Origin of the sequence: Streptomyces sp. NPDC006610 (assembly GCF_040611575.1) — a bacterium.
GTDB lineage: Bacteria > Actinomycetota > Actinomycetes > Streptomycetales > Streptomycetaceae > Streptomyces.
This window is the reverse complement of the sequence record NZ_JBEXOP010000011.1, coordinates 86,080-105,836: the sequence shown is the minus strand read 5'-3', so window position 1 is coordinate 105,836 and position 19,757 is coordinate 86,080. Positions and strand designations below refer to the sequence as shown.

At 69.5% G+C, this 19,757-nt stretch carries 19 protein-coding genes and 1 tRNA gene; 9 read left to right on the top strand and 11 right to left on the bottom strand.

Features of this window, described 5'->3' with window-relative positions:
• Positions 1-3: 3 nt before the first annotated feature.
• The 4 genes from yidC to rpmH are packed head-to-tail and all read right to left on the bottom strand — an operon-like array spanning position 4 to position 2,195.
• Positions 4-1,311 carry a membrane protein insertase YidC gene (yidC, locus tag ABZY13_RS11760; protein WP_356629370.1) on the bottom strand — a complete coding sequence of 436 codons (1,308 nt, stop codon included), beginning with the start codon at positions 1,309-1,311 and terminating at the stop codon, positions 4-6.
• Positions 1,312-1,314: 3 nt separating this feature from the next.
• Positions 1,315-1,668, bottom strand: a complete 354-nt coding sequence (gene yidD / locus ABZY13_RS11755) for a membrane protein insertion efficiency factor YidD (RefSeq protein ID WP_356629368.1) — start codon at positions 1,666-1,668, stop codon at positions 1,315-1,317.
• Positions 1,665-2,036 (bottom strand): ribonuclease P protein component, encoded by a 372-nt coding sequence (rnpA, locus tag ABZY13_RS11750; protein WP_356629366.1) that lies wholly within the window; start codon positions 2,034-2,036, stop codon positions 1,665-1,667. Before rnpA ends, yidD begins: the two co-directional genes overlap by 4 nt.
• Positions 2,037-2,057: 21 nt before the next feature.
• Positions 2,058-2,195: a 50S ribosomal protein L34 gene (gene rpmH, locus ABZY13_RS11745; RefSeq protein WP_003956500.1), complete on the bottom strand. Its 138-nt coding sequence runs from the start codon at positions 2,193-2,195 to the stop codon at positions 2,058-2,060.
• Positions 2,196-2,568: 373 nt separating this feature from the next.
• Here rpmH and dnaA point away from each other — a divergent pair, with 373 nt between their 5' ends.
• The 9 genes from dnaA (at position 2,569) to ABZY13_RS11700 (ending at position 15,540) form a co-directional block, all read left to right on the top strand.
• Entirely contained in the window at positions 2,569-4,491 is a 1,923-nt protein-coding gene (gene dnaA, locus ABZY13_RS11740) for a chromosomal replication initiator protein DnaA (protein ID WP_356629364.1), read from the top strand.
• A gap of 932 nt (positions 4,492-5,423) precedes the next feature.
• Positions 5,424-6,554: a DNA polymerase III subunit beta gene (gene dnaN, locus ABZY13_RS11735; RefSeq protein ID WP_356629362.1), complete on the top strand. Its 1,131-nt coding sequence runs from the start codon at positions 5,424-5,426 to the stop codon at positions 6,552-6,554.
• Positions 6,555-6,744: 190 nt separating this feature from the next.
• Entirely contained in the window at positions 6,745-7,620 is an 876-nt protein-coding gene (gene gnd / locus ABZY13_RS11730; RefSeq protein WP_356629360.1) for a phosphogluconate dehydrogenase (NAD(+)-dependent, decarboxylating), read from the top strand.
• A gap of 75 nt (positions 7,621-7,695) precedes the next feature.
• Positions 7,696-8,817, top strand: coding sequence for a DNA replication/repair protein RecF (gene recF / locus ABZY13_RS11725; RefSeq protein WP_356629358.1), 1,122 nt, complete (start codon positions 7,696-7,698; stop codon positions 8,815-8,817).
• Positions 8,814-9,386: a DciA family protein gene (locus ABZY13_RS11720; RefSeq protein ID WP_356629356.1), complete on the top strand. Its 573-nt coding sequence runs from the start codon at positions 8,814-8,816 to the stop codon at positions 9,384-9,386. Before recF ends, ABZY13_RS11720 begins: the two co-directional genes overlap by 4 nt.
• 533 nt (positions 9,387-9,919) lie before the next feature.
• Positions 9,920-12,004, top strand: a complete 2,085-nt coding sequence (gene gyrB, locus ABZY13_RS11715; RefSeq protein WP_356629354.1) for a DNA topoisomerase (ATP-hydrolyzing) subunit B — start codon at positions 9,920-9,922, stop codon at positions 12,002-12,004.
• A 42-nt stretch (positions 12,005-12,046) separates the two neighbouring features.
• A complete protein-coding gene (gene gyrA, locus ABZY13_RS11710) occupies positions 12,047-14,641 on the top strand; it encodes a DNA gyrase subunit A (protein ID WP_356629352.1) in 2,595 nt (864 codons plus the stop codon).
• An 18-nt stretch (positions 14,642-14,659) separates the two neighbouring features.
• Complete coding sequence (locus ABZY13_RS11705) at positions 14,660-15,370, top strand: DUF3566 domain-containing protein (RefSeq protein ID WP_356629350.1); 711 nt, start codon at positions 14,660-14,662, stop codon at positions 15,368-15,370.
• 93 nt (positions 15,371-15,463) lie between these two features.
• Positions 15,464-15,540: transfer RNA gene (locus ABZY13_RS11700), tRNA-Ile, on the top strand.
• 55 nt (positions 15,541-15,595) lie between these two features.
• Here the strand turns inward: ABZY13_RS11700 and ABZY13_RS11695 are convergent.
• The 7 genes from ABZY13_RS11695 to ABZY13_RS11665 form a co-directional block, all read right to left on the bottom strand.
• Entirely contained in the window at positions 15,596-16,753 is a 1,158-nt protein-coding gene (locus tag ABZY13_RS11695) for a tyrosine-type recombinase/integrase (protein WP_356629348.1), read from the bottom strand.
• Positions 16,753-16,941 carry a helix-turn-helix domain-containing protein gene (locus ABZY13_RS11690; protein WP_356629346.1) on the bottom strand — a complete coding sequence of 63 codons (189 nt, stop codon included), beginning with the start codon at positions 16,939-16,941 and terminating at the stop codon, positions 16,753-16,755. Before ABZY13_RS11690 ends, ABZY13_RS11695 begins: the two co-directional genes overlap by 1 nt.
• Positions 16,938-18,329, bottom strand: coding sequence for a replication initiator protein RepSA (gene repSA / locus ABZY13_RS11685; RefSeq protein ID WP_356629344.1), 1,392 nt, complete (start codon positions 18,327-18,329; stop codon positions 16,938-16,940). Before repSA ends, ABZY13_RS11690 begins: the two co-directional genes overlap by 4 nt.
• Positions 18,326-18,508, bottom strand: a complete 183-nt coding sequence (locus ABZY13_RS11680) for a hypothetical protein (protein WP_189405601.1) — start codon at positions 18,506-18,508, stop codon at positions 18,326-18,328. Before ABZY13_RS11680 ends, repSA begins: the two co-directional genes overlap by 4 nt.
• Positions 18,509-18,600: 92 nt before the next feature.
• Positions 18,601-18,894: a hypothetical protein gene (locus tag ABZY13_RS11675; RefSeq protein WP_037640540.1), complete on the bottom strand. Its 294-nt coding sequence runs from the start codon at positions 18,892-18,894 to the stop codon at positions 18,601-18,603.
• Positions 18,895-18,909: 15 nt separating this feature from the next.
• Positions 18,910-19,092, bottom strand: a complete 183-nt coding sequence (locus ABZY13_RS11670) for a mobile element transfer protein (protein WP_356629341.1) — start codon at positions 19,090-19,092, stop codon at positions 18,910-18,912.
• A 14-nt stretch (positions 19,093-19,106) separates the two neighbouring features.
• Positions 19,107-19,757 (bottom strand): DUF2637 domain-containing protein, encoded by a 651-nt coding sequence (locus ABZY13_RS11665; RefSeq protein WP_356629339.1) that lies wholly within the window; start codon positions 19,755-19,757, stop codon positions 19,107-19,109.

Sequence of the window (19,757 nt, the reverse complement as noted above, 5' to 3'; positions counted from 1 at the left end):
TTCTTACTTCTTGGACGAGGACTTGGGCCGCTGCGGACCCTTGCGCTGGCCGGACTGGGCGCGGCTGCGACCGCCGCCGGACTTGGGCGCCGGCTTCTTCCCGGCGGATTCCACGGGGGCCGCGTCCTCCGGTTCGTCGGACTTGCTCAGCGACGTCGCGCCGGAGGCACCGGACGCGGTCGAAGAGGTCTTCGCGTCGCCGCCCGCCGTCTTCGGCGCGGCCTGGCGCTTGGCCTTGGGCTGCCGCTTGGGCTGCTGGCGCTTCGGGGCGGCCGCGGTGGTGGCCGGCGTGCCGTCCTCGGTGAGGGTGGCCACGGTGCTCTCACTCTTGACGACCGTGCCGTCCGCCTGGGCCGTGAGGCCGGCCTTGTGCAGGCCGTTGATGAACTTGCGCTCGTATTCGTTGCGGTCGCGGCCCTTGGCGACGATGGCCTTGACGATGGCACGCTCGCTGCGGCGACGGGTCCTGCCGTGGCTGGTGACGTGCTTGTACAGACGGTCCAGGTAGGCGGCCTGGGCCTTGGAACCCGGGGTCGGGTTGTTGTGGATGACGTACATCTGCTGGCCCATGGTCCACAGGTTGGTGGTCAGCCAGTAGACGAGGACACCGACGGGGAAGTTGATGCCGAAGACGGCGAAGATGATGGGGAAGACGTACATCAGCATCTTCTGCTGCTGCATGAACGGCGTCTTCACCGTGGTGTCGACGTTCTTCGTCATCAGCTGGCGCTGCGTGTAGAACTGCGACAGCGACATCAGGATGATCATGACCGCGGTCACGATCCGGACGTCGGTGATCGAGGAGCCGAGCGCCTCGACCTTGTCGGAGCTGTCGGTGAACTTCGCGGCGAGCGGGGCGCCGATGATGTGCGCCTTCTGGGCGCTCTCCAGCAGCCGCTCGTTGATCACGCCGACGGTGTCGTTCGAGGCGATGCTGTTGAGCACGTGGTACAGGGCGAAGAAGAACGGCGACTGCGCCAGGATGGGAAGGCACGAGGAGAGCGGGTTGGTGCCCGTCTCCTTGTACAGCTTCATCATCTCTTCGGACTGACGCTGCTTGTCGTTCTTGTAGCGCTCCTGGATCTTCTTCATCTCGGGCTGGAGCGTCTGCATGGCCCGGGTCGCCTTGATCTGCTTCACGAAGAGCGGGATCAGGCAGATACGGATCAGGATCACCAGGGACACGATGGACAGGCCCCAGGCCCAGCCCGTGTCAGGGCCGAAGATCGCGCCGTACAGCGTGTGGAACTGCACGATGACCCAGGAAACGGGTGTCGTGATGAAGCTGAAGAAGCTGGCAATCGTGTCCACTAATCATGCTCCTTGGGCATGGGACGGGGTCTCTGCGGCCGGGCTGGAGGGGGGCTGCCCCTCGGTGGCCGAGTCGGCGGCGGAGGGCCCGCCCTTGCGTGCGCGCCATGTGCTGCGCAGCATCTCGTGCCACCGCGGACGCTTGCGCGGCGGGACGTGGTCCACGCCGCCCAGCGACCACGGATTGCAACGCAGGATGCGCCAGGCCGTGAGTGCGGTGCCCTTGAGGGCCCCGTGCCGGTCGATGGCCGTGTAGCCGTAGTGGGAACACGACGGGTAGTACTTGCACACCGGCCCGAGCAGCGGGCTGATGGTCCACTGGTACAGCTTGATCAGCGCCAGCAGCGGGTACTTCATCGCGCGCCCCCTCCCAGTAGCCGCTCGAGGGCGGCGTCCAGGTCTCGGGCCAGCTGTGCATGGTCGGCGTCACCCGCACCGGGCAGCGCTCGTACGACTACCAGGCTACCGGGGGGCAGCTGGGCGACCCGGTCCCGCATCAGGTGGCGCAGTCTGCGCTTGACCTTGTTGCGGACGACCGCACCGCCCACGGCCTTGCTCACGACGAAACCCGCACGCGTCGGGGGAGCGCTCTCCCCAGGCGCGTGCGGGTCCGTGGCACCGCTACGAAGGTGGACGACGAGGAGTGGGCGTCCGGCCCGGCGTCCTCGTCGTACCGCGGTCGCGAAGTCCTCGCGCCGCCTCAGCCGGTTCTCGGTGGGCAGCACGACGTCATGACCTGACCGGGATCAGGCGGACAGACGGGCGCGACCCTTGCTGCGGCGGGACGCGAGAATCGCGCGGCCGGCACGGGTGCGCATACGCAGCCGGAAGCCGTGGGTCTTCGCGCGACGACGGTTGTTCGGCTGGAAGGTGCGCTTGCTCACTCGGGGGCTCCAGAAAAGAATCGGTGTTTGCGGGGTGCCGTCCTGGCTGTCACCGTGCGCCCACGAGTAGCTCGCGTTACGCCCGAGTGCACCGCTTTCCGATCACCTGACGCGATCTGTGCCCATCGGAGGCAGGCGGCAGCAGCCATCGACAACTCGACCTGGTTACGGTACGCGCGGCTACGCCATTCGGTCAAACCGGCGAGCCTGGGGGACACTATCCACAGGCTGGGGACAACAACTTGAACCGCACGGGTCGCCCTGACTACCGTGGCTGGACTCCGATCCGTTCCTTGTCCCTGGCCCCACCCGAGTTGAATCCCGACCCGTCCCGCAACCACACGTTCGTGGGACCTGTGAGAGAGCGTGCCCTGTGGCTGACGTACCTGCCGATCTTGCCGCAGTGTGGCCACGAGTACTCGATCAGCTTCTCGGCGAGGGACGCGGGCAGGGCGTCGAGTCCAAGGACGAACACTGGATCCGGCGCTGTCAGCCGCTGGCCCTGGTCGCCGACACCGCCCTGCTCGCAGTGCCGAACGAGTTTGCGAAGGGCGTGCTCGAGGGCCGTCTGGCGCCGATCGTGAGCGACACCCTGAGCCGCGAGTGCGGCCGGCCGATCCGTATCGCGATCACCGTCGACGACTCCGTGGGCGAGTCCGCCGCTCCGCCGGCCGCCCGGTCCGAGCCGCGCCGGGAGGAGCCCGAGCGCCGCACCGACCCGTACCAGGGGTACGGCCGCCACCGCGCCGAGCCGCTCCCCGTTTCGCCGGGCGACCACCTGCCGACCGCGCGCCCCGCATACCCGTCGGAGTACCAGCGCCCGGAGCCGGGCGCCTGGCCGCGCCCCTCGCAGGACGAGTACGGCTGGCAGCAGCAGCGCCTCGGCTTCCCCGAGCGCGACCCCTACGCGTCGCCGTCACAGGACGCGTACGGCTCGGATTCCTACGGCGCACAGGACACGTACGGCTCGCGCGACGGCTACGGCTCGCAGGGCCCCGACGGCTACGGCGGCGCGCCCTCCCAGGACTACCGCCCGCAGAACATGGAGCGTCCGTCGTACGAGCAGCCGCGCTCCGACTACGAGCAGGCCCGCGGCGACTACGACCAGCAGGACGGCCGGTACGACCAGCAGGACGGCCGGCGCGAGCCGCCCGGAGGCGGCGGGCATGTGCACCGCGGCGGCCCGGTCGGCGCGAACGCCTCCAGCGGAGCCCCCGGCCCGCTGGCCGCCCAGCCGGCTCCGGCGACCGGTCCCGGCGAGCCCACCGCGCGGCTGAACCCCAAGTACCTCTTCGACACCTTCGTCATCGGCGCCTCGAACCGCTTCGCGCACGCGGCCGCGGTGGCCGTCGCCGAGGCGCCGGCGAAGGCGTACAACCCCCTGTTCATCTACGGGGAGTCCGGGCTCGGCAAGACGCACCTGCTCCACGCGATCGGCCACTACGCGCGCAGCCTCTACCCGGGCACGCGCGTGCGGTACGTCAGCTCGGAGGAGTTCACCAACGAGTTCATCAACTCCATCCGCGACGGCAAGGGCGACAGCTTCCGCAAGCGCTACCGCGAGATGGACATCCTGCTCGTCGACGACATCCAGTTCCTGGCGGACAAGGAGTCGACGCAGGAGGAGTTCTTCCACACCTTCAACACGCTCCACAACGCCAACAAGCAGATCGTGCTCTCCAGCGACCGGCCGCCCAAGCAGCTGGTGACGCTGGAGGACCGGCTGCGCAACCGGTTCGAGTGGGGTCTGATCACGGACGTCCAGCCGCCCGAGCTGGAGACGCGGATCGCGATCCTGCGCAAGAAGGCGGTGCAGGAGCAGCTGAACGCGCCGCCGGAGGTGCTGGAGTTCATCGCCTCGCGGATCTCGCGCAACATCCGCGAGCTGGAGGGCGCGCTGATCCGGGTGACGGCGTTCGCGTCGCTGAACCGGCAGCCGGTGGACCTGGGTCTGACGGAGATCGTGCTCAAGGATCTGATCCCGGGCGGGGACGACTCGACGCCGGAGATCACCTCCACGGCCATCATGAGCGCGACCGCCGACTACTTCGGCCTCACGGTCGAGGACCTGTGCGGCAGCTCCCGCGGGCGCCAGCTCGTCACAGCCAGGCAGATCGCGATGTACCTGTGCCGCGAGCTGACGGACCTGTCGCTGCCGAAGATCGGCGCGCTGTTCGGCGGACGCGACCACACGACGGTCATGCACGCCGACCGGAAGATCCGCAACCTCATGGCCGAGCGGCGGTCCATCTACAACCAGGTGACCGAATTGACGAACCGCATCAAGAACGGCTGAGGACGGCAGGAGGCGGCCGGGCCCGGCTGCTGAAGCCGCTTCGAAGGGGCGTCCCCTGGGGGCGCCCCTTCGCCGTTCGCCGTTCCCGGTGCCGTCACCGCCGTTGCTGGGGCCGCAACGACCGTTTTCCGAGCCGACGCCGGAACGTCGCTGTTCGATTAACTGCCTGGTTACGGCCTGTCTCCACAGATTCGGCGACTTTCTTCCGTCCACACCCTGGGGAGCGGGAAGTTGTCCATACGCCGTCCACAGCCGCCCCCGCCGAGACACCATCGGGCCAGGTCAACAGCCTGTGGATTGGTGGACGAACGCCCTCCACAGACTGTGGACGACCAACGGGTCCACACCCTGTGCACAGAGTTGTCCACCGCCGACCCACAGGCCGAGGCCGGTTGTCCCCAGCGATCCCCGGCTTCTCCACACCTCTGTCCACTGTTCGGCAACCCGACGCCCGTCCTCACCGGGTCGAGTGAAAGGCGTCACACCAAGGCGCCGGGTTGGGCTGTGGGAAAGACGGGTAAAGCTGGGGACGGCGCTGGGGAGAAGTCGCCCCTGCCTGTGCACGGGGTGTGCAGAACTTTCCGTTCTCCACAGCGGGCCCCGGTTGTCCACCGCCGCCGCCCACAGGCCCCGTGGACAAAATTTCCGCCCTGAGCTGCGCAAACGCGGTTATCCACGGTATCCACAGGCCCTACTACTACTCCCGACTAGAGAGAGCTGGGAATTCGTTTCGAAGCGGGTCCTGTGCACAACTCGGCCCTCGACGCCCGGCTGCCCCTCGTCACGACTTGACCCCGAGAGGCGCCTACTGTCAGTGCGGTGCGTCAGACTGTTCCCCGGTGTCCTTCCCGTCCCACGGGCCGACGACACCGGGACAGACGACGAAGCGAAGCAGGGCGAGAAGCGCCGGCAACAGCAGGAGGCGGCTTACGGTGAAGATCCGGGTGGAACGCGACGTACTCGCGGAGGCAGTGGCCTGGGCGGCACGCAGCCTCCCGGCCCGTCCGCCGGCGCCGGTCCTCGCCGGCCTGCTGCTGAAGGCCGAGGACGGCCAGCTGAGCCTGTCCAGCTTCGACTACGAGGTCTCCGCGCGGGTCTCCGTCGAGGCCGAGGTCGAGGAGGAGGGCACGGTCCTCGTCTCCGGCCGGCTGCTCGCCGACATCTCACGGGCCCTGCCCAACCGGCCGGTGGAGATTTCCACAGACGGTGTACGGGCGACGGTGGTCTGCGGCTCCTCGCGGTTCACCCTCCACACCCTGCCCGTGGAGGAGTACCCGGCGCTGCCGCAGATGCCCAACGCGACGGGCACCGTCCCCGGCGAGGTCTTCGCCTCCGCCGTGCAGCAGGTGGCCATCGCCGCAGGCCGCGACGACACGCTCCCCGTCCTCACCGGCGTGCGCATCGAGATCGAGGGCGACACGGTGACGCTGGCCTCCACCGACCGCTACCGCTTCGCGGTCCGCGAGTTCCTGTGGAAGCCGGAGAACCCGGAGGCCTCCGCGGTCGCCCTGGTGCCCGCCAAGACCCTCCTGGACACCGCCAAGTCCCTGACCAGCGGCGACAGCGTGATCCTCGCCCTGTCCGGCTCGGGCGCGGGCGAAGGTCTGATCGGGTTCGAGGGCGCCGGCCGGCGGACGACCACCCGCCTCCTGGAGGGCGACCTGCCGAAGTACCGCACGCTGTTCCCGACGGAGTTCAACAGCGTCGCCGTCATCGAGACCGCGCCGTTCGTCGAGGCCGTCAAGCGCGTGGCCCTGGTCGCCGAGCGCAACACCCCGGTGCGCCTCAGCTTCGAGCAGGGCGTGCTGATCCTGGAGGCCGGCTCCAGCGACGACGCACAGGCTGTGGAAAGGGTCGACTGCCAGCTGGAGGGCGACGACATCTCCATCGCCTTCAACCCGACCTTCCTGCTGGACGGCCTGAGCGCCATCGACTCCCCGGTGGCCCAGCTGTCCTTCACGACCTCCACCAAGCCCGCGCTGCTCAGCGGCAGGCCCGCGGTGGACGCCGAGGCGGACGAGGCATACAAGTACCTGATCATGCCGGTGCGGCTGAGCGGCTGAGCCGTCGGCGGTTCGCCCCTCCGTCCACACCGGTGCGGACAGCGCACTGGCCTGTGGACGGAAGCCGCAGGTGACGGCGTACGTATGAGCGCGTATGCCCACAGCTGTGCGTGACGGTCCGGGTTTAGGCTCGTACACGGGTACGAGGGTGCCTCTCACGCCACACAGCGACCTTTAAGGAACACAACTGATGGAGCTCGGTCTCGTCGGCCTCGGCAAGATGGGCGGCAACATGCGCGAGCGGATCCGCCGCGCAGGCCACACCGTCGTCGGATACGACCGCAACCCGGACCTCGCGGACGTCCAGAGCCTCGAAGAGCTCGTGGGCAGGCTCAAGGGCCCGCGCGTCGTCTGGGTGATGGTGCCGGCCGGCGCCCCCACCCAGTCGACGATCGACGAGCTGGCCGAGCTGCTGGAGCCCGGCGACGTCGTCGTGGACGGCGGCAACTCCCGCTGGACCGACGACGAGAAGCACGCCGAGGAGCTGGCCGCCAAGGGCATCGGCTTCGTCGACTGCGGCGTCTCCGGCGGCGTCTGGGGCCTGGAGAACGGCTACGCGCTGATGTACGGCGGCGACGCGGAGAACGTCGCCAAGGTGCAGCCGATCTTCGACGCGCTCAAGCCCGAGGGCGACTTCGGCTCTGTGCACGCCGGCAAGGTCGGCGCGGGCCACTTCGCGAAGATGGTCCACAACGGCATCGAGTACGCCATGATGCAGGCCTACGCCGAGGGCTGGGAGCTGCTGGAGAAGGTCGACTCGGTGACCGACGTCCGGGAGGTGTTCCGCTCCTGGCAGGAGGGCACCGTCATCCGCTCCTGGCTGCTGGACCTCGCGGTCAACGCCCTCGACGAGGACGAGCACCTGGAGCAGCTGCGCGGTTATGCACAGGACTCCGGCGAGGGCCGCTGGACGGTGGAGGCGGCGATCGACAACGCCGTGCCGCTGCCCGCGATCACGGCCTCGCTGTTCGCGCGGTTCGCCTCGCGGCAGGAGGACTCCCCGCAGATGAAGATGATCGCCGCGCTGCGCAACCAGTTCGGCGGGCACGCGGTGGAGAAGAAGTAGTACGCGGTCCGCGGGCAGCGGACCGAAGCGGTAGGCAGCAGTACTCGACGGCACGGGCGGAGGTCGGCGGACGACATGCACGTCACGCATCTGTCGCTGGCCGACTTCCGCTCGTACGCCCGGGTCGAAGTCCCGCTCGACCCGGGCGTCACGGCGTTCGTCGGCCCCAACGGCCAGGGCAAGACGAACCTGGTCGAGGCCGTGGGCTACCTCGCCACCCTCGGCAGCCATCGCGTCTCCTCCGACGCCCCCCTCGTCCGCATGGGCGCCGACCGGGCGGTGATCCGCGCCCAGGTCCGGCAGGGCGAGCGGCAGCAGCTGATCGAGCTCGAACTGAACCCGGGCCGCGCCAACCGCGCCCGTATCAACCGGTCCTCCCAGGTCAGGCCGCGTGACGTGCTCGGCATCGTGCGCACCGTGCTGTTCGCGCCGGAGGACCTCGCGCTGGTCAAGGGCGACCCCGGGGAGCGCCGCCGCTTCCTGGACGAGCTGATCACGGCCCGTTCCCCGCGCATGGCCGGCGTCCGCTCCGACTACGACCGGGTCCTCAAACAGCGCAACACCCTCCTGAAGACGGCAGCGCTGGCCCGGCGGCACGGCGGCCGTGCCATGGACCTGTCCACGCTCGACGTCTGGGACCAGCACCTCGCCCGCACGGGCGCCGAACTCCTCGCCCAGCGCCTCGACCTGATCGGCGCGATCCAGCCGCTCGCCGACAAGGCCTACGAGCAACTGGCCCCCGGCGGCGGCCCCATCGCCCTGGAGTACAAGCCGTCGGCCCCCGGCGAGGCGCACACGCGCGAGGACCTGTTCGAGCAGCTGACGGCCGCCCTCGCCGACGCCCGCAAGCAGGAGATCGAGCGCGGCGTCACCCTGGTGGGACCGCACCGGGACGACCTGGTGCTGGGCCTCGGCCGGCTGCCCGCCAAGGGTTACGCCTCGCACGGCGAGTCCTGGTCCTACGCGCTGGCGCTGCGTCTGGCCTCGTACGACCTGCTGCGCGCCGAGGGCAACGAACCGGTGCTCATCCTCGACGACGTCTTCGCCGAGCTGGACGCCCGCCGCCGGGAGCGGCTCGCCGAGCTGGTGGCGCCCGGCGAGCAGGTCCTGGTGACGGCCGCGGTCGACGACGACGTACCGCACGTCCTGGCGGGGGCGCGGTTCGCGGTCGCGGACGGCGAGGTGGAGCGGGTATGACCGCCCAGGACCGCGCACCCCGCCCCGCAAGCCCCGTCATCGGCGACCCCGCGCCGGCCCGTGCCGCCGCCGAGCCCTCCGGCGTGGACCTCGCGCGCGTGGCCCTGCGCGCGGCGAAGGAGGCGGCACGCGCGCGTGGAGACGTGGCACGGCAGAAGAAGCAGGCGCGGCGCGGCGGCCTGCGCTCCGGGGCGCGCGCCGACGGCCGCGACCCGATGGCACTCGGCGCGGCCATCAACCGGCTGATCAGCGAGCGCGGCTGGGAGGCCCCGGCCGCCGTCGGCGGCGTGATGGGGCGCTGGCCGGAGATCGTCGGCGAGGACCTGGCCAAGCACTGTGTGCCCGAGCGGTACGACGAGGACGAGCGGGTGCTGATCGTGCGCTGCGACTCCACGGCCTGGGCGACCAACCTGCGCCTGCTGGCCCCCGCCCTGGTCGCCCGCCTCAACGAGGACCTCGGCCACGGCGCTGTCCGCCTGATCAAGGTGCTCGGCCCCGGCGGCCCCGCCCGCCGCTACGGCCCCCTGCGTGCCCCCGGCAGCACGGGGCCCGGCGACACGTACGGGTGACCGACCCTCCTGACCGACCCTTTCGGGGACGTCACCGGCCCGTCCTCGGACGGCCCCGAAACCGCCCCCCCGACCCGTGCCCGGCCCGCCCGGAACGCGACCTGGACCCCTCCCCGAAAAAAGTGACAGACATCACGTAAACGGGCGTACGGCCGCCGTACGACCCCCGATCGTCCCCGTCACACCCGCCCCGCGCCCACCGCACCCCCGCAGCCGCACGCGTTTGCGAATTTCGAGCTGACCCATGAGTAGCCAAGGGTTGACATCCGGAAGCGCTGAGTGCCTCCGTGAGCCTCTTGGAGCCCCCATCCGTATATCGGTACCCGGCCGAGACCGGTTGAGGGCGGCACATGCGGACGCAGGTACCCGCAAACCCCCATCACTGTCGGAGCTACCGGTAGACTGGAAGACAATCCCGCCCCTTTCGAGGGGACGTCCGGGAAAAGCTGAGCAACGCTGATCAGGGCTTACCAACGCAACATGCCGCAGCCGCTCCGGCAACCCTCCCCGGGAGGGCTCTAGGAGCCCGGCTCGTGCTGTGCCAGAAAGGGCGCTTCGTGGCCGATTCCGGCAACCCCAACGAGAACATCCCGTCCACCGACGCCGGCGCGAACATCGCGGCCAACACCTCGAACGGCGAGGTCACGGCCTCGTACGACGCCAGCGCCATCACCGTCCTCGAGGGTCTGGACGCGGTCCGCAAGCGACCCGGTATGTACATCGGTTCCACCGGTGAGCGCGGCCTGCACCACCTCGTGTACGAGGTCGTCGACAACTCCGTCGACGAGGCCCTGGCCGGCCACGCGGACACGATCGACGTCACGATCCTCGCCGACGGCGGCGTGCGCGTGGTCGACAACGGTCGTGGCATCCCGGTCGGCATCGTCCCCTCGGAGGGCAGGCCGGCCATCGAGGTCGTGCTGACCGTGCTGCACGCGGGCGGCAAGTTCGGCGGCGGCGGCTACGCGGTCTCCGGTGGTCTGCACGGTGTCGGCGTCTCGGTCGTGAACGCGCTGTCGAGCAGGGTCTCCGTCGAGGTCAGGACCGACGGCCACCGGTGGACGCAGGACTACAAGATGGGCGTGCCGACCGCCCCGCTGGCCAAGCACGAGGCGACCGAGGAGACCGGCACCTCGGTCACCTTCTGGGCCGACGGCGAGATCTTCGAGACCACCGAGTACTCCTTCGAGACGCTCTCGCGGCGCTTCCAGGAGATGGCGTTCCTGAACAAGGGACTGACCATCAGACTCACCGACGAGCGGGAGTCGGCCAAGGCCACCGCAGGCGCGGACGAGGCGGGGGCGGACGAGAAGCACGAGCCGAAGACCGTCACGTACCACTACGAGGGCGGCATCGTCGACTTCGTGAAGTACCTCAACTCCCGCAAGGGAGACGTGGTGCACCCCACGGTCATCGACCTGGAGGCGGAGGACAAGGACCGCAGCCTGTCCCTCGAGGTCGCGATGCAGTGGAACAGCGGCTACAGCGAGGGCGTCTACTCCTTCGCCAACATCATCCACACGCACGAGGGCGGCACCCACGAAGAGGGCTTCCGCGCGGCGCTGACCAACCTGATCAACAAGTACGCGCGCGACAAGAAGCTGCTCCGTGAGAAGGACGACAACCTCACGGGCGACGACATCCGCGAAGGTCTGACCGCGATCATCTCGGTCAAGCTCAGCGAGCCCCAGTTCGAGGGCCAGACCAAGACCAAGCTGGGCAACACCGAGGCGAAGACCTTCGTGCAGAAGGCTGTCTACGAACACCTCAACGACTGGCTGGACCGCAACCCGAACGAAGCGGCCGACATCGTCCGCAAGGGCATCCAGGCGGCCACCGCGCGCGTGGCGGCCCGCAAGGCCCGCGACCTCACCCGCCGCAAGGGCCTGCTGGAGTCGGCGTCGCTGCCGGGCAAGCTGTCCGACTGCCAGTCGAACGACCCCGTCAAGTGCGAGATCTTCATCGTCGAGGGCGACTCCGCCGGTGGCTCGGCCAAGTCCGGCCGCAACCCGGAGTACCAGGCGATCCTCCCGATCCGCGGCAAGATCCTGAACGTGGAGAAGGCGCGGATCGACAAGATCCTGCAGAACCAGGAGATCCAGGCGCTGATCTCCGCCTTCGGCACCGGGGTCCACGAGGACTTCGACATCGAGAAGCTCCGCTATCACAAGATCATCCTGATGGCGGACGCCGACGTCGACGGCCAGCACATCAACACCCTCCTGCTGACGTTCCTGTTCCGCTTCATGCGGCCCCTGGTCGAGGCGGGCCACGTGTTCCTGTCCCGTCCCCCGCTGTACAAGATCAAGTGGGGCCGCGAGGACGTGGAGTACGCGTACTCGGACCGCGAGCGCGACGCGCTGATCGAGATGGGCCGCCAGCGCGGCAAGCGCATCCGCGAGGACTCCATCCAGCGCTTCAAGGGTCTCGGCGAGATGAACGCCGAGGAGCTGCGCGTGACGACCATGGACCAGGAGCACCGCGTCCTCGGCCAGGTCACCCTCGACGACGCCGCCCAGGCCGACGAGCTGTTCTCGGTCCTGATGGGCGAGGACGTGGAGGCCCGGCGCCAGTTCATCCAGCGCAACGCCAAGGACGTCCGCTTCCTCGACATCTGAGTCGGTCTCAGCTGACCGCACCAGGAAGGATCTTCACCAGCAATGGCCGACGAGAACACTCCCGTCACCCCTGAACAGGGCGGCGACATCGCGATGCGCATCGAGCCCGTCGGGCTCGAGACCGAGATGCAGCGCTCGTACCTCGACTACGCGATGTCCGTCATCGTCTCGCGCGCGCTGCCCGACGTGCGGGACGGTCTCAAGCCCGTCCACCGCCGGGTGCTGTACGCCATGTACGACGGCGGCTACCGCCCCGAGCGCGGCTTCTACAAGTGCGCCCGCGTGGTCGGCGACGTCATGGGCAACTACCACCCCCACGGCGACAGCTCCATCTACGACGCGCTGGTCCGCCTCGCCCAGCCCTGGGCGATGCGCATGCCGCTCGTCGACTCCAACGGCAACTTCGGCTCGCCGGGCAACGACCCGGCGGCGGCCATGCGCTACACCGAGTGCAAGATGGCGCCGCTGTCGATGGAGATGGTCCGCGACATCGACGAGGAGACCGTCGACTTCACGGACAACTACGACGGCCGCTCCAAGGAGCCGACCGTCCTGCCGTCCCGCTTCCCGAACCTGCTGATCAACGGCTCGGCCGGCATCGCGGTCGGCATGGCGACCAACATCCCGCCGCACAACCTGGTCGAGGTCGCCGAGGGCGCGCAGTGGTACCTGCAGAACCCCGAGGCCTCGCACGAGGAACTGCTCGACGCCCTCATCGAGCGCATCAAGGGCCCCGACTTCCCCACCGGCGCGCTGGTGGTGGGCCGCAAGGGCATCGAGGAGGCGTACCGCACCGGCCGCGGCTCCATCACGATGCGTGCGGTCGTCCAGGTCGAGGAGATCCAGAACCGCCAGTGCCTGGTGGTCACGGAGCTGCCCTACCAGGTCAACCCCGACAACCTCGCGCAGAAGATCGCCGACCTGGTGAAGGACGGCAAGGTCGGCGGCATCGCCGACGTCCGCGACGAGACGTCCTCGCGCACCGGACAGCGCCTGGTCATCGTGCTCAAGCGGGACGCGGTCGCCAAGGTGGTGCTGAACAACCTCTACAAGCACACGGACCTGCAGACCAACTTCGGCGCCAACATGCTGGCCCTGGTCGACGGCGTCCCGCGCACCCTCTCCCTCGACGCGTTCATCCGCCACTGGGTGACCCACCAGATCGAGGTCGTCGTCCGCCGTACGCGCTTCAGGCTGCGCAAGGCCGAGGAGCGGGCGCACATCCTGCGCGGCCTGCTGAAGGCTCTGGACGCCATCGACGAGGTCATCGCGCTGATCCGGCGCAGCGACACCGTCGACATCGCGCGCACGGGCCTGATGGAGCTGCTGGAGATCGACGAGATCCAGGCCAACGCCATCCTCGAGATGCAGCTGCGCCGGCTCGCCGCCCTGGAGCGCCAGAAGATCGTCCAGGAGCACGACGAGCTCCAGGCGAAGATCAACGAGTACAACGAGATCCTCGCCTCGCCGGTCCGCCAGCGCGGCATCGTCAGCGCGGAGCTGGCCGCGATCGTCGAGAAGTACGGCGACGAGCGCAAGACCCAGCTGATCCCCTACGACGGCGACATGTCCATCGAGGACCTCATCGCCGAGGAGGACATCGTCGTCACCGTCACGCGCGGCGGCTACGTCAAGCGCACCAAGACGGTCGACTACCGGGCGCAGAAGCGCGGCGGCAAGGGCGTGCGGGGCGCGAAGCTGAAGGAAGACGACATCGTCGACCACTTCTTCGTCTCCACCACCCACCACTGGCTGCTCTTCTTCACCAACAAGGGCCGCGTCTACCGCGCCAAGGCCTACGAGCTGCCCGACGCCGGCCGGGACGCGCGCGGCCAGCACGTCGCCAACCTGCTGGCCTTCCAGCCCGACGAGGCGATCGCCGAGATCCTCGCCATCCGCGACTACGAGGCGGCGCCGTACCTGGTGCTGGCCACGAAGGCGGGCCTGGTGAAGAAGACGCCGCTGAAGGACTACGACTCCCCGCGCTCGGGCGGCGTCATCGCGATCAATCTGCGCGAGCGGGAGGACGGCTCCGACGACGAACTGATCGGCGCCGAACTCGTCTCGTCCGAGGACGATCTTCTGCTGATCAGCAAGAAGGCGCAGTCGATCAGGTTCACCGCGACGGACGACGCGCTGCGCCCGATGGGCCGTGCCACCTCGGGTGTGAAGGGCATGAGTTTCCGCGAGGGCGACGAACTGCTCTCGATGAATGTCGTCCGACCCGGTACGTTCGTCTTCACTGCCACAGACGGCGGGTACGCGAAGCGGACCCCCGTCGACGAGTACCGCGTCCAGGGACGCGGCGGCCTCGGCATCAAGGCCGCCAAGATCGTCGAGGACCGCGGATCGCTCGTCGGCGCGCTGGTGGTCGAGGAGACCGACGAGATCCTCGCCATCACGCTGTCCGGTGGTGTGATTCGTACGCGAGTCAACGAGGTCAGGGAGACGGGCCGTGACACCATGGGCGTCCAACTGATCAATCTGGGCAAGCGCGATGCCGTGGTCGGTATCGCACGTAACGCCGAGGCGGGACGCGAGGCGGAGGAGGTCGACGGCGACGTGGCCGTCGACGAGGCCGCCGAGGGTGCCGTGACCACCGGCACGGACGAGGGCGAGGCGCCCTCCTCCGAGTAGCACGAGGAGTGAGTCAGCGTGAGCGGAGCCACGGGCGCCGGATCTGCCGGTACCTCGACCGGTCCCACGACCGGTTCGGAGACGGGCGGCGGCCGTGGCTCCGCCGCGACCGACGCAGCGGACGCGCACTCGACCCCTTTCGACACGCATGGATCCCAGGGGGGAACTGTGACGGACACCCGAGGCCCGCAGACCCAGCAGTACGCGGCTGAAGCGGACCCCGCCGCTCAGGGAGCCTCCCCGCTGCCCGGCGAGCGGCCCACGCAGCAGCCCGCCGGGCCCTACCACCCGCCGCAGGCCTACCAGACGCCCGCGGGCGCCGTACGCCGTCCTCGCACCGGCGCACGCACCACCCCGCGCGTGCGCAAGGCGCGCCTGCGGGTGGCCAAGGCCGACCCGTGGTCGGTGATGAAGGTCAGCTTCCTGCTCTCCATCGCCCTGGGCATCTGCACGATCGTCGCGTCGGCGGTGCTGTGGATGGTCATGGACGCGATGGGCGTCTTCTCGTCGGTCGGCGGCACCATCTCGGAGGCGACCGGCTCCAACGAGTCGAACGGCTTCGACCTGCAGGCCTTCCTGTCGCTCCCGAACGTCCTGATGTTCACGACGATCATCGCCGTCATCGACGTCGTCCTGGCGACGGCCCTGGCGACGCTCGGCGCGTTCATCTACAACCTCTCCGCCGGCTTCGTCGGCGGCGTGGAGCTGACCCTGGCCGAGGACGAGTGACCTGCGCTCTCCCGACTATCGATTTTGGGACTGCCGCTGTGGTGCGCTAATCTTCAGGAGTCAGCGCGCGGGACACACACCGCAGAGCGCGGCGGGGCTATAGCTCAGTTGGTTAGAGCGCATCCCTGATAAGGATGAGGCCACAGGTTCAAATCCTGTTAGCCCCACCAGCGAGAAGACCCCCAGCCGGTACCGGCTGGGGGTCTTTGACATCCATGGCTGACATCAGCCGATGAGTGGATCTTCCAGAAGTTCGGCGAGCATGCCGACTGCTTCTCGCTCACTGTCGCCGACCACGTGCGTGTAGACGTCCATGGTCATGCTGATCTGGCTGTGCCGGAGGATCGCCTGGGCGACCTTCGGGTGCACCTTCAGGAAGGCGAGCAGGGTCCCACAGGTGTGCCGGGCGAGACGGACCGTGATCCGGCGCACACCGGCCCGCTTGACGAGCCGGTCGAAGGTGCGGGAGAAACCCACCGGGTCGATCATTCCGCCGTGCTCGGAGGAGAAGATCAGGTCCTGGCCCTGCTCCTGCGCCCAGCGCTCACCGGCGATCTTCCGTTCCAGCTCCTGGAGCTCCCGGCGCTCCTTGAGGACGCGGGCGCAGAACTCCGGGAGCGGGAGCACCGCCTGGGAGGACTCCGTCTTGAGGTCCTTGAGGACCAGGCCCACGCCCTTGACCCGCTGCACCTGCTTGACCGGGACGAAGCGGCCGGCCTCGAAGTCGATGTCCTGCCAGCGCAGCCCGAGCACCTCGCTGCGGCGGAGGCCGAGGACCAGGACCAGGACGCAGGCCGCGTAGAGGCGGTGAGCGCGGACCGAGCGAAGGAACGCGATCGCTTCCCGCGCGTTCCACGCCGTGCCCTTGTCCTTGGTCACCTTGGGCATGTCAACCAGCAGCGCGACGTTGCGCGTGACCAGCTCCTCGCGCATGGCCCGGTTGAGCGCGTTACGGAGGACGCGGAGCACCTCGAAGCGGGCCGAGGCGCCGACCTTCTCCCGCGTCAGCGTGGCCATGAAGACGCGGATCTGTGCCGGGGTGAGCTTGACCAGCGGCTTCTTACCGAGGTGGGGCACCAGGTAGAGCCGCACCTTGGACTCGTACTTGACGTACGTGTTGTGCTCGCGCTCCGGGGCGACGATGTGCTCCAGCCAGTAGGCCAGCCACTCGCCGAGCGTCCAGGCCCGGGACGGCACCGGGATGCCGTTGCGCTCTTGGTCCTGGAGCTTGCCGAGCTTCTCGTTGGCTTCGTCCCATGTCCGGCCGTACACGTACTTGCGCACTCGGTTGCCGTCCGTGTCGGTCACGTATGCGGCACCCTGGTACCGGCCGTCGGACCGCTTCGTGATCGTGCCGCCGCCGTTGGGCCGACGCTTCGCCATCAGGCAGCCTCCCCGATCTGGCCGGCGATAAAGTCGCGGAGCGCGTGGTCCGGGATACGGCGGCATCCGTCGACCTTGATGGACACGAGGCGGTGCGTACGGATCAGGTCGTAGACCTTGGTTCGGCCCACCTTCAGCCGCGCCATGACCTCGGGCACGGTCAGCAGCTCGGGGGTGGCGGTGGTCATGTTGCGGCTCCTTCCAGGTCGAGCAGGGCGGGTAGTTCCTCGCGTGCGATCTCACGGTTGTGCTGGATGTCGCGGCGGATGTTGGCGGCGAGCCAGGATTCGCCGGGCGTGTGGCCGTGGCCGGCGTAGGCCCAGTGGGCGAGGGTGAGCGTGGTTGCCTCCTCGTCGTCGGGGTCGGGCAGGCCGAGGGCGGCGCGTTGCTGGGCGGCGCGGTAGTCGGCGCGGACCTGGCGGAGAGCGCCGAGAGTGGTGGAGTAGTGGCGGGACTTGGTGGAGAAGTGGCCGCGGAAGCCGAGCATGTGGGCCCAGTCGCGCAGCTTCCGGTCCGGGTAGAGCGGGTGCAGGTCGAGGCATGCGGCGATGAGCCGGGCCGTGTGGTCGGGGACGCCGAGCAGGCCGAGAGCTTCCTTGTTGCCGATGCGGCGGTCGACGGTGCCGGTGGTCTCGGCGGCTTTGGTGGCGTACTTGGCGACGTAGGAGGCGACCGCCTGCTCGGTGATGTCCTCGCCGTCGCCGAAGGCGCGGATCGGGCGTACGTCGAGCTGTGTGCCCCATCGCAGGGTCCGGGCCGGTTGGTCCCCGGACGGGGGTACGTCGACTTCCACGCGGGCGGCAGCGGCATGGATGGCGTCGGTGAGCAGGTCGAGGGTGGCCCACGCCGGGGGCGGGTCGTCGGGGCCGGCCGGGCCGTCGAAGCGGATCACGGCATGGAAGTGCACGGCCCCGCGCTTTTGGTATTCGGCGACCTTCCCGAACGACACCCGCGACTGCTCGCGTGCGGCCTTCTGCGTGAGTCCGGCCCGCTTGGCGATCTCCCGGCGCAGGTAGATCGTGAAGTAGCGCCACAGCTCGGAGGCGTGGTTGTTCCACAGCACCGCGCCCGCGTAGTCGTAGGCGTCCGGGTCGAGCGGAGTGCCCAGCTCGGGGGCGTCCTCGGCGTGCCAGGTACCGCAGCGGCAGGGCCGGTTGCCGGGCCGGTTGTGGACCGGTCCGAAGGACGGCGCGGTCAGCGTGGCGAACACCCGCGGGTGGTCGCGGATCGTCTCCGGGGTGCCCTTGGCGGGGTCGCCGACGAGACCGGCGCGGATCAGGTGGTAGGTGTCGCCCGCGTACGTCCAGGCGCAGGCCGGGCAGCGAGAGGCGCGGCGGTTGCCGCAGGCGACGCGCAGGACCCCACCGGGCTCGGTGTCGGTGGAGTAGGAGTGCAGCACCTGTCCCGTGGCTGCGTCGCGGGTGACGGTCAGGCCGGTCAGGCGGATCGGGTCGGTGCAGCCGCCGGTACGGCGGATCTGGTCTTGGATGCGGTCGAAGCCGGGAGACCCGGCCAGCCTCAGCACGTCGGCGAGGGTGGCCGGGTCCAGGCCCGCCATCGTGGCGGTGTCGGTCACTTGATCACCGCCCCCAACGGGCGCACACGGCGGGCGGTGCCAGTGCCCTTGCAGGTCGGGCAGGTGACGCGGAGAGTGGCGCGAGAGCCGTCCGGGCGGGGGACTCCAGTGGTGATCGCGGCGGTGGCGAAGCCGTCGCAGTCGCGGCAGACACGCGTGTTCTGGGCGTGCTGGGGCATGATGAGGCTTCCCCTTCGGGTCCGTTGGATCTGGATGGGTGGAGCCGTCCGGGGCGGCGGAAGTTTGGCGACCGAGGCCGCCCCGGAGGGCGTTACTTGCTGACAGCGCGGCGCTTGGCCGCGCGGTTGATCGAGTAGGTGAGTCCGCTGGTGGCCGACAGGACCGCGACGGCGGCACCGGCCACGACCTGGGCGACGAAGGCGATGACCAGCAGCACCGCGATCGACCCGGTGACGACGACGAGCGTCAGCACGATCGGCCCGGTGTAGGAGCGGGGTGCTTCCTGCACGATCACGACACGTCGCACATCGGTGCCGGGCGGGAGCCGCCGGTAGACGTCAGCGGGGATGTGTCCGGCGCGGAGCTGGTCCTCAGGGAGCTGCATGGCGGTGCCCTCCTCTCAGATGCAGCGGTGGGTGCGGGCGGCGAGTTCGGCCGCCGAGCGGTCGCGGTGTTCGGTGGAGAAGCCGCACTCTGGGGCGGTGCAGGCGGCGGTGTGACGGGTCTGGCCACGTCCGTTGTTGAACGTGCCGACCCTCACGGGTCCGATGCGGATCACGTCGTAGAAGCGGTTCGGGCGCACCTGGTCACCTCCTTTCAGGCGAGTTGGGCGACGATCGCGCCGGCGAGGTCTTCCGGGATGCCGAGGCGAGCGCGCAGGGTGGCGGTGTCGATGTCGGTCCCGGTGCGGGTGCGGTGCTCGGTGGCGACCTTGCGTGCGTGGTCGACCAGAGCCGGGGGCACCACCGGGGCCGGGGCCGGGGCTTCCGGCAGAGCCGGGACCGGTTCGGCCGGGGCGATCTCCGGTCCCTCGTCCGCCACGTTGGGGCGGTCGATGACCGGCGCGGGATCGGCAGAAGCCGCGGGCGCGGGTGACGGTGCGAGTTCGGTGGGCTGGTGGACGAGGAGGGTTCCGCCGAGGAAGGCCAGCGCGGGCCAGCCCGCGACGAGGATGCGCAGCCAGGCCGGAACGTTGGCCAGGTCGAGGAGTCCGGCGGTCGCGACGTTCGCGCCGAGGGAGGCGACCAGGGCGATGACGAACCAGGTCCAGGCCGAGCGGTCCCGTCGGGCGCCGCGCAGTCGACGCCAGGCCGCTACCAGCAGCAGGTCTACGGAGACCGGGTAGGCCCACGCCTTCCAGCCGGACTGTCCGGCCGCTTCGGCGAGGTCGTGCAGGTGGGCGAAGGACAGGGCACCGGCGATCACGGCCTGGATGAGCACGGCATCGATGCGGATCGAGCGGAACAC

Bases quoted from the DNA above. Each gene is read 5' to 3' on its own strand.
- recF (WP_356629358.1), top strand. From the start codon at position 7,696: ATGCACGTCACGCATCTGTCGCTGGCCGACTTCCGCTCGTACGCCCGG.
- gnd (WP_356629360.1), top strand. From the start codon at position 6,745: ATGGAGCTCGGTCTCGTCGGCCTCGGCAAGATGGGCGGCAACATGCGC.
- ABZY13_RS11675 (WP_037640540.1), bottom strand. From the start codon at position 18,894: ATGCAGCTCCCTGAGGACCAGCTCCGCGCCGGACACATCCCCGCTGAC.
- ABZY13_RS11695 (WP_356629348.1), bottom strand. From the start codon at position 16,753: ATGGCGAAGCGTCGGCCCAACGGCGGCGGCACGATCACGAAGCGGTCC.
- ABZY13_RS11690 (WP_356629346.1), bottom strand. From the start codon at position 16,941: ATGACCACCGCCACCCCCGAGCTGCTGACCGTGCCCGAGGTCATGGCG.
- ABZY13_RS11680 (WP_189405601.1), bottom strand. From the start codon at position 18,508: ATGCCCCAGCACGCCCAGAACACGCGTGTCTGCCGCGACTGCGACGGC.
- gyrA (WP_356629352.1), top strand. From the start codon at position 12,047: ATGGCCGACGAGAACACTCCCGTCACCCCTGAACAGGGCGGCGACATC.
- yidD (WP_356629368.1), bottom strand. From the start codon at position 1,668: ATGAAGTACCCGCTGCTGGCGCTGATCAAGCTGTACCAGTGGACCATC.
- ABZY13_RS11720 (WP_356629356.1), top strand. From the start codon at position 8,814: ATGACCGCCCAGGACCGCGCACCCCGCCCCGCAAGCCCCGTCATCGGC.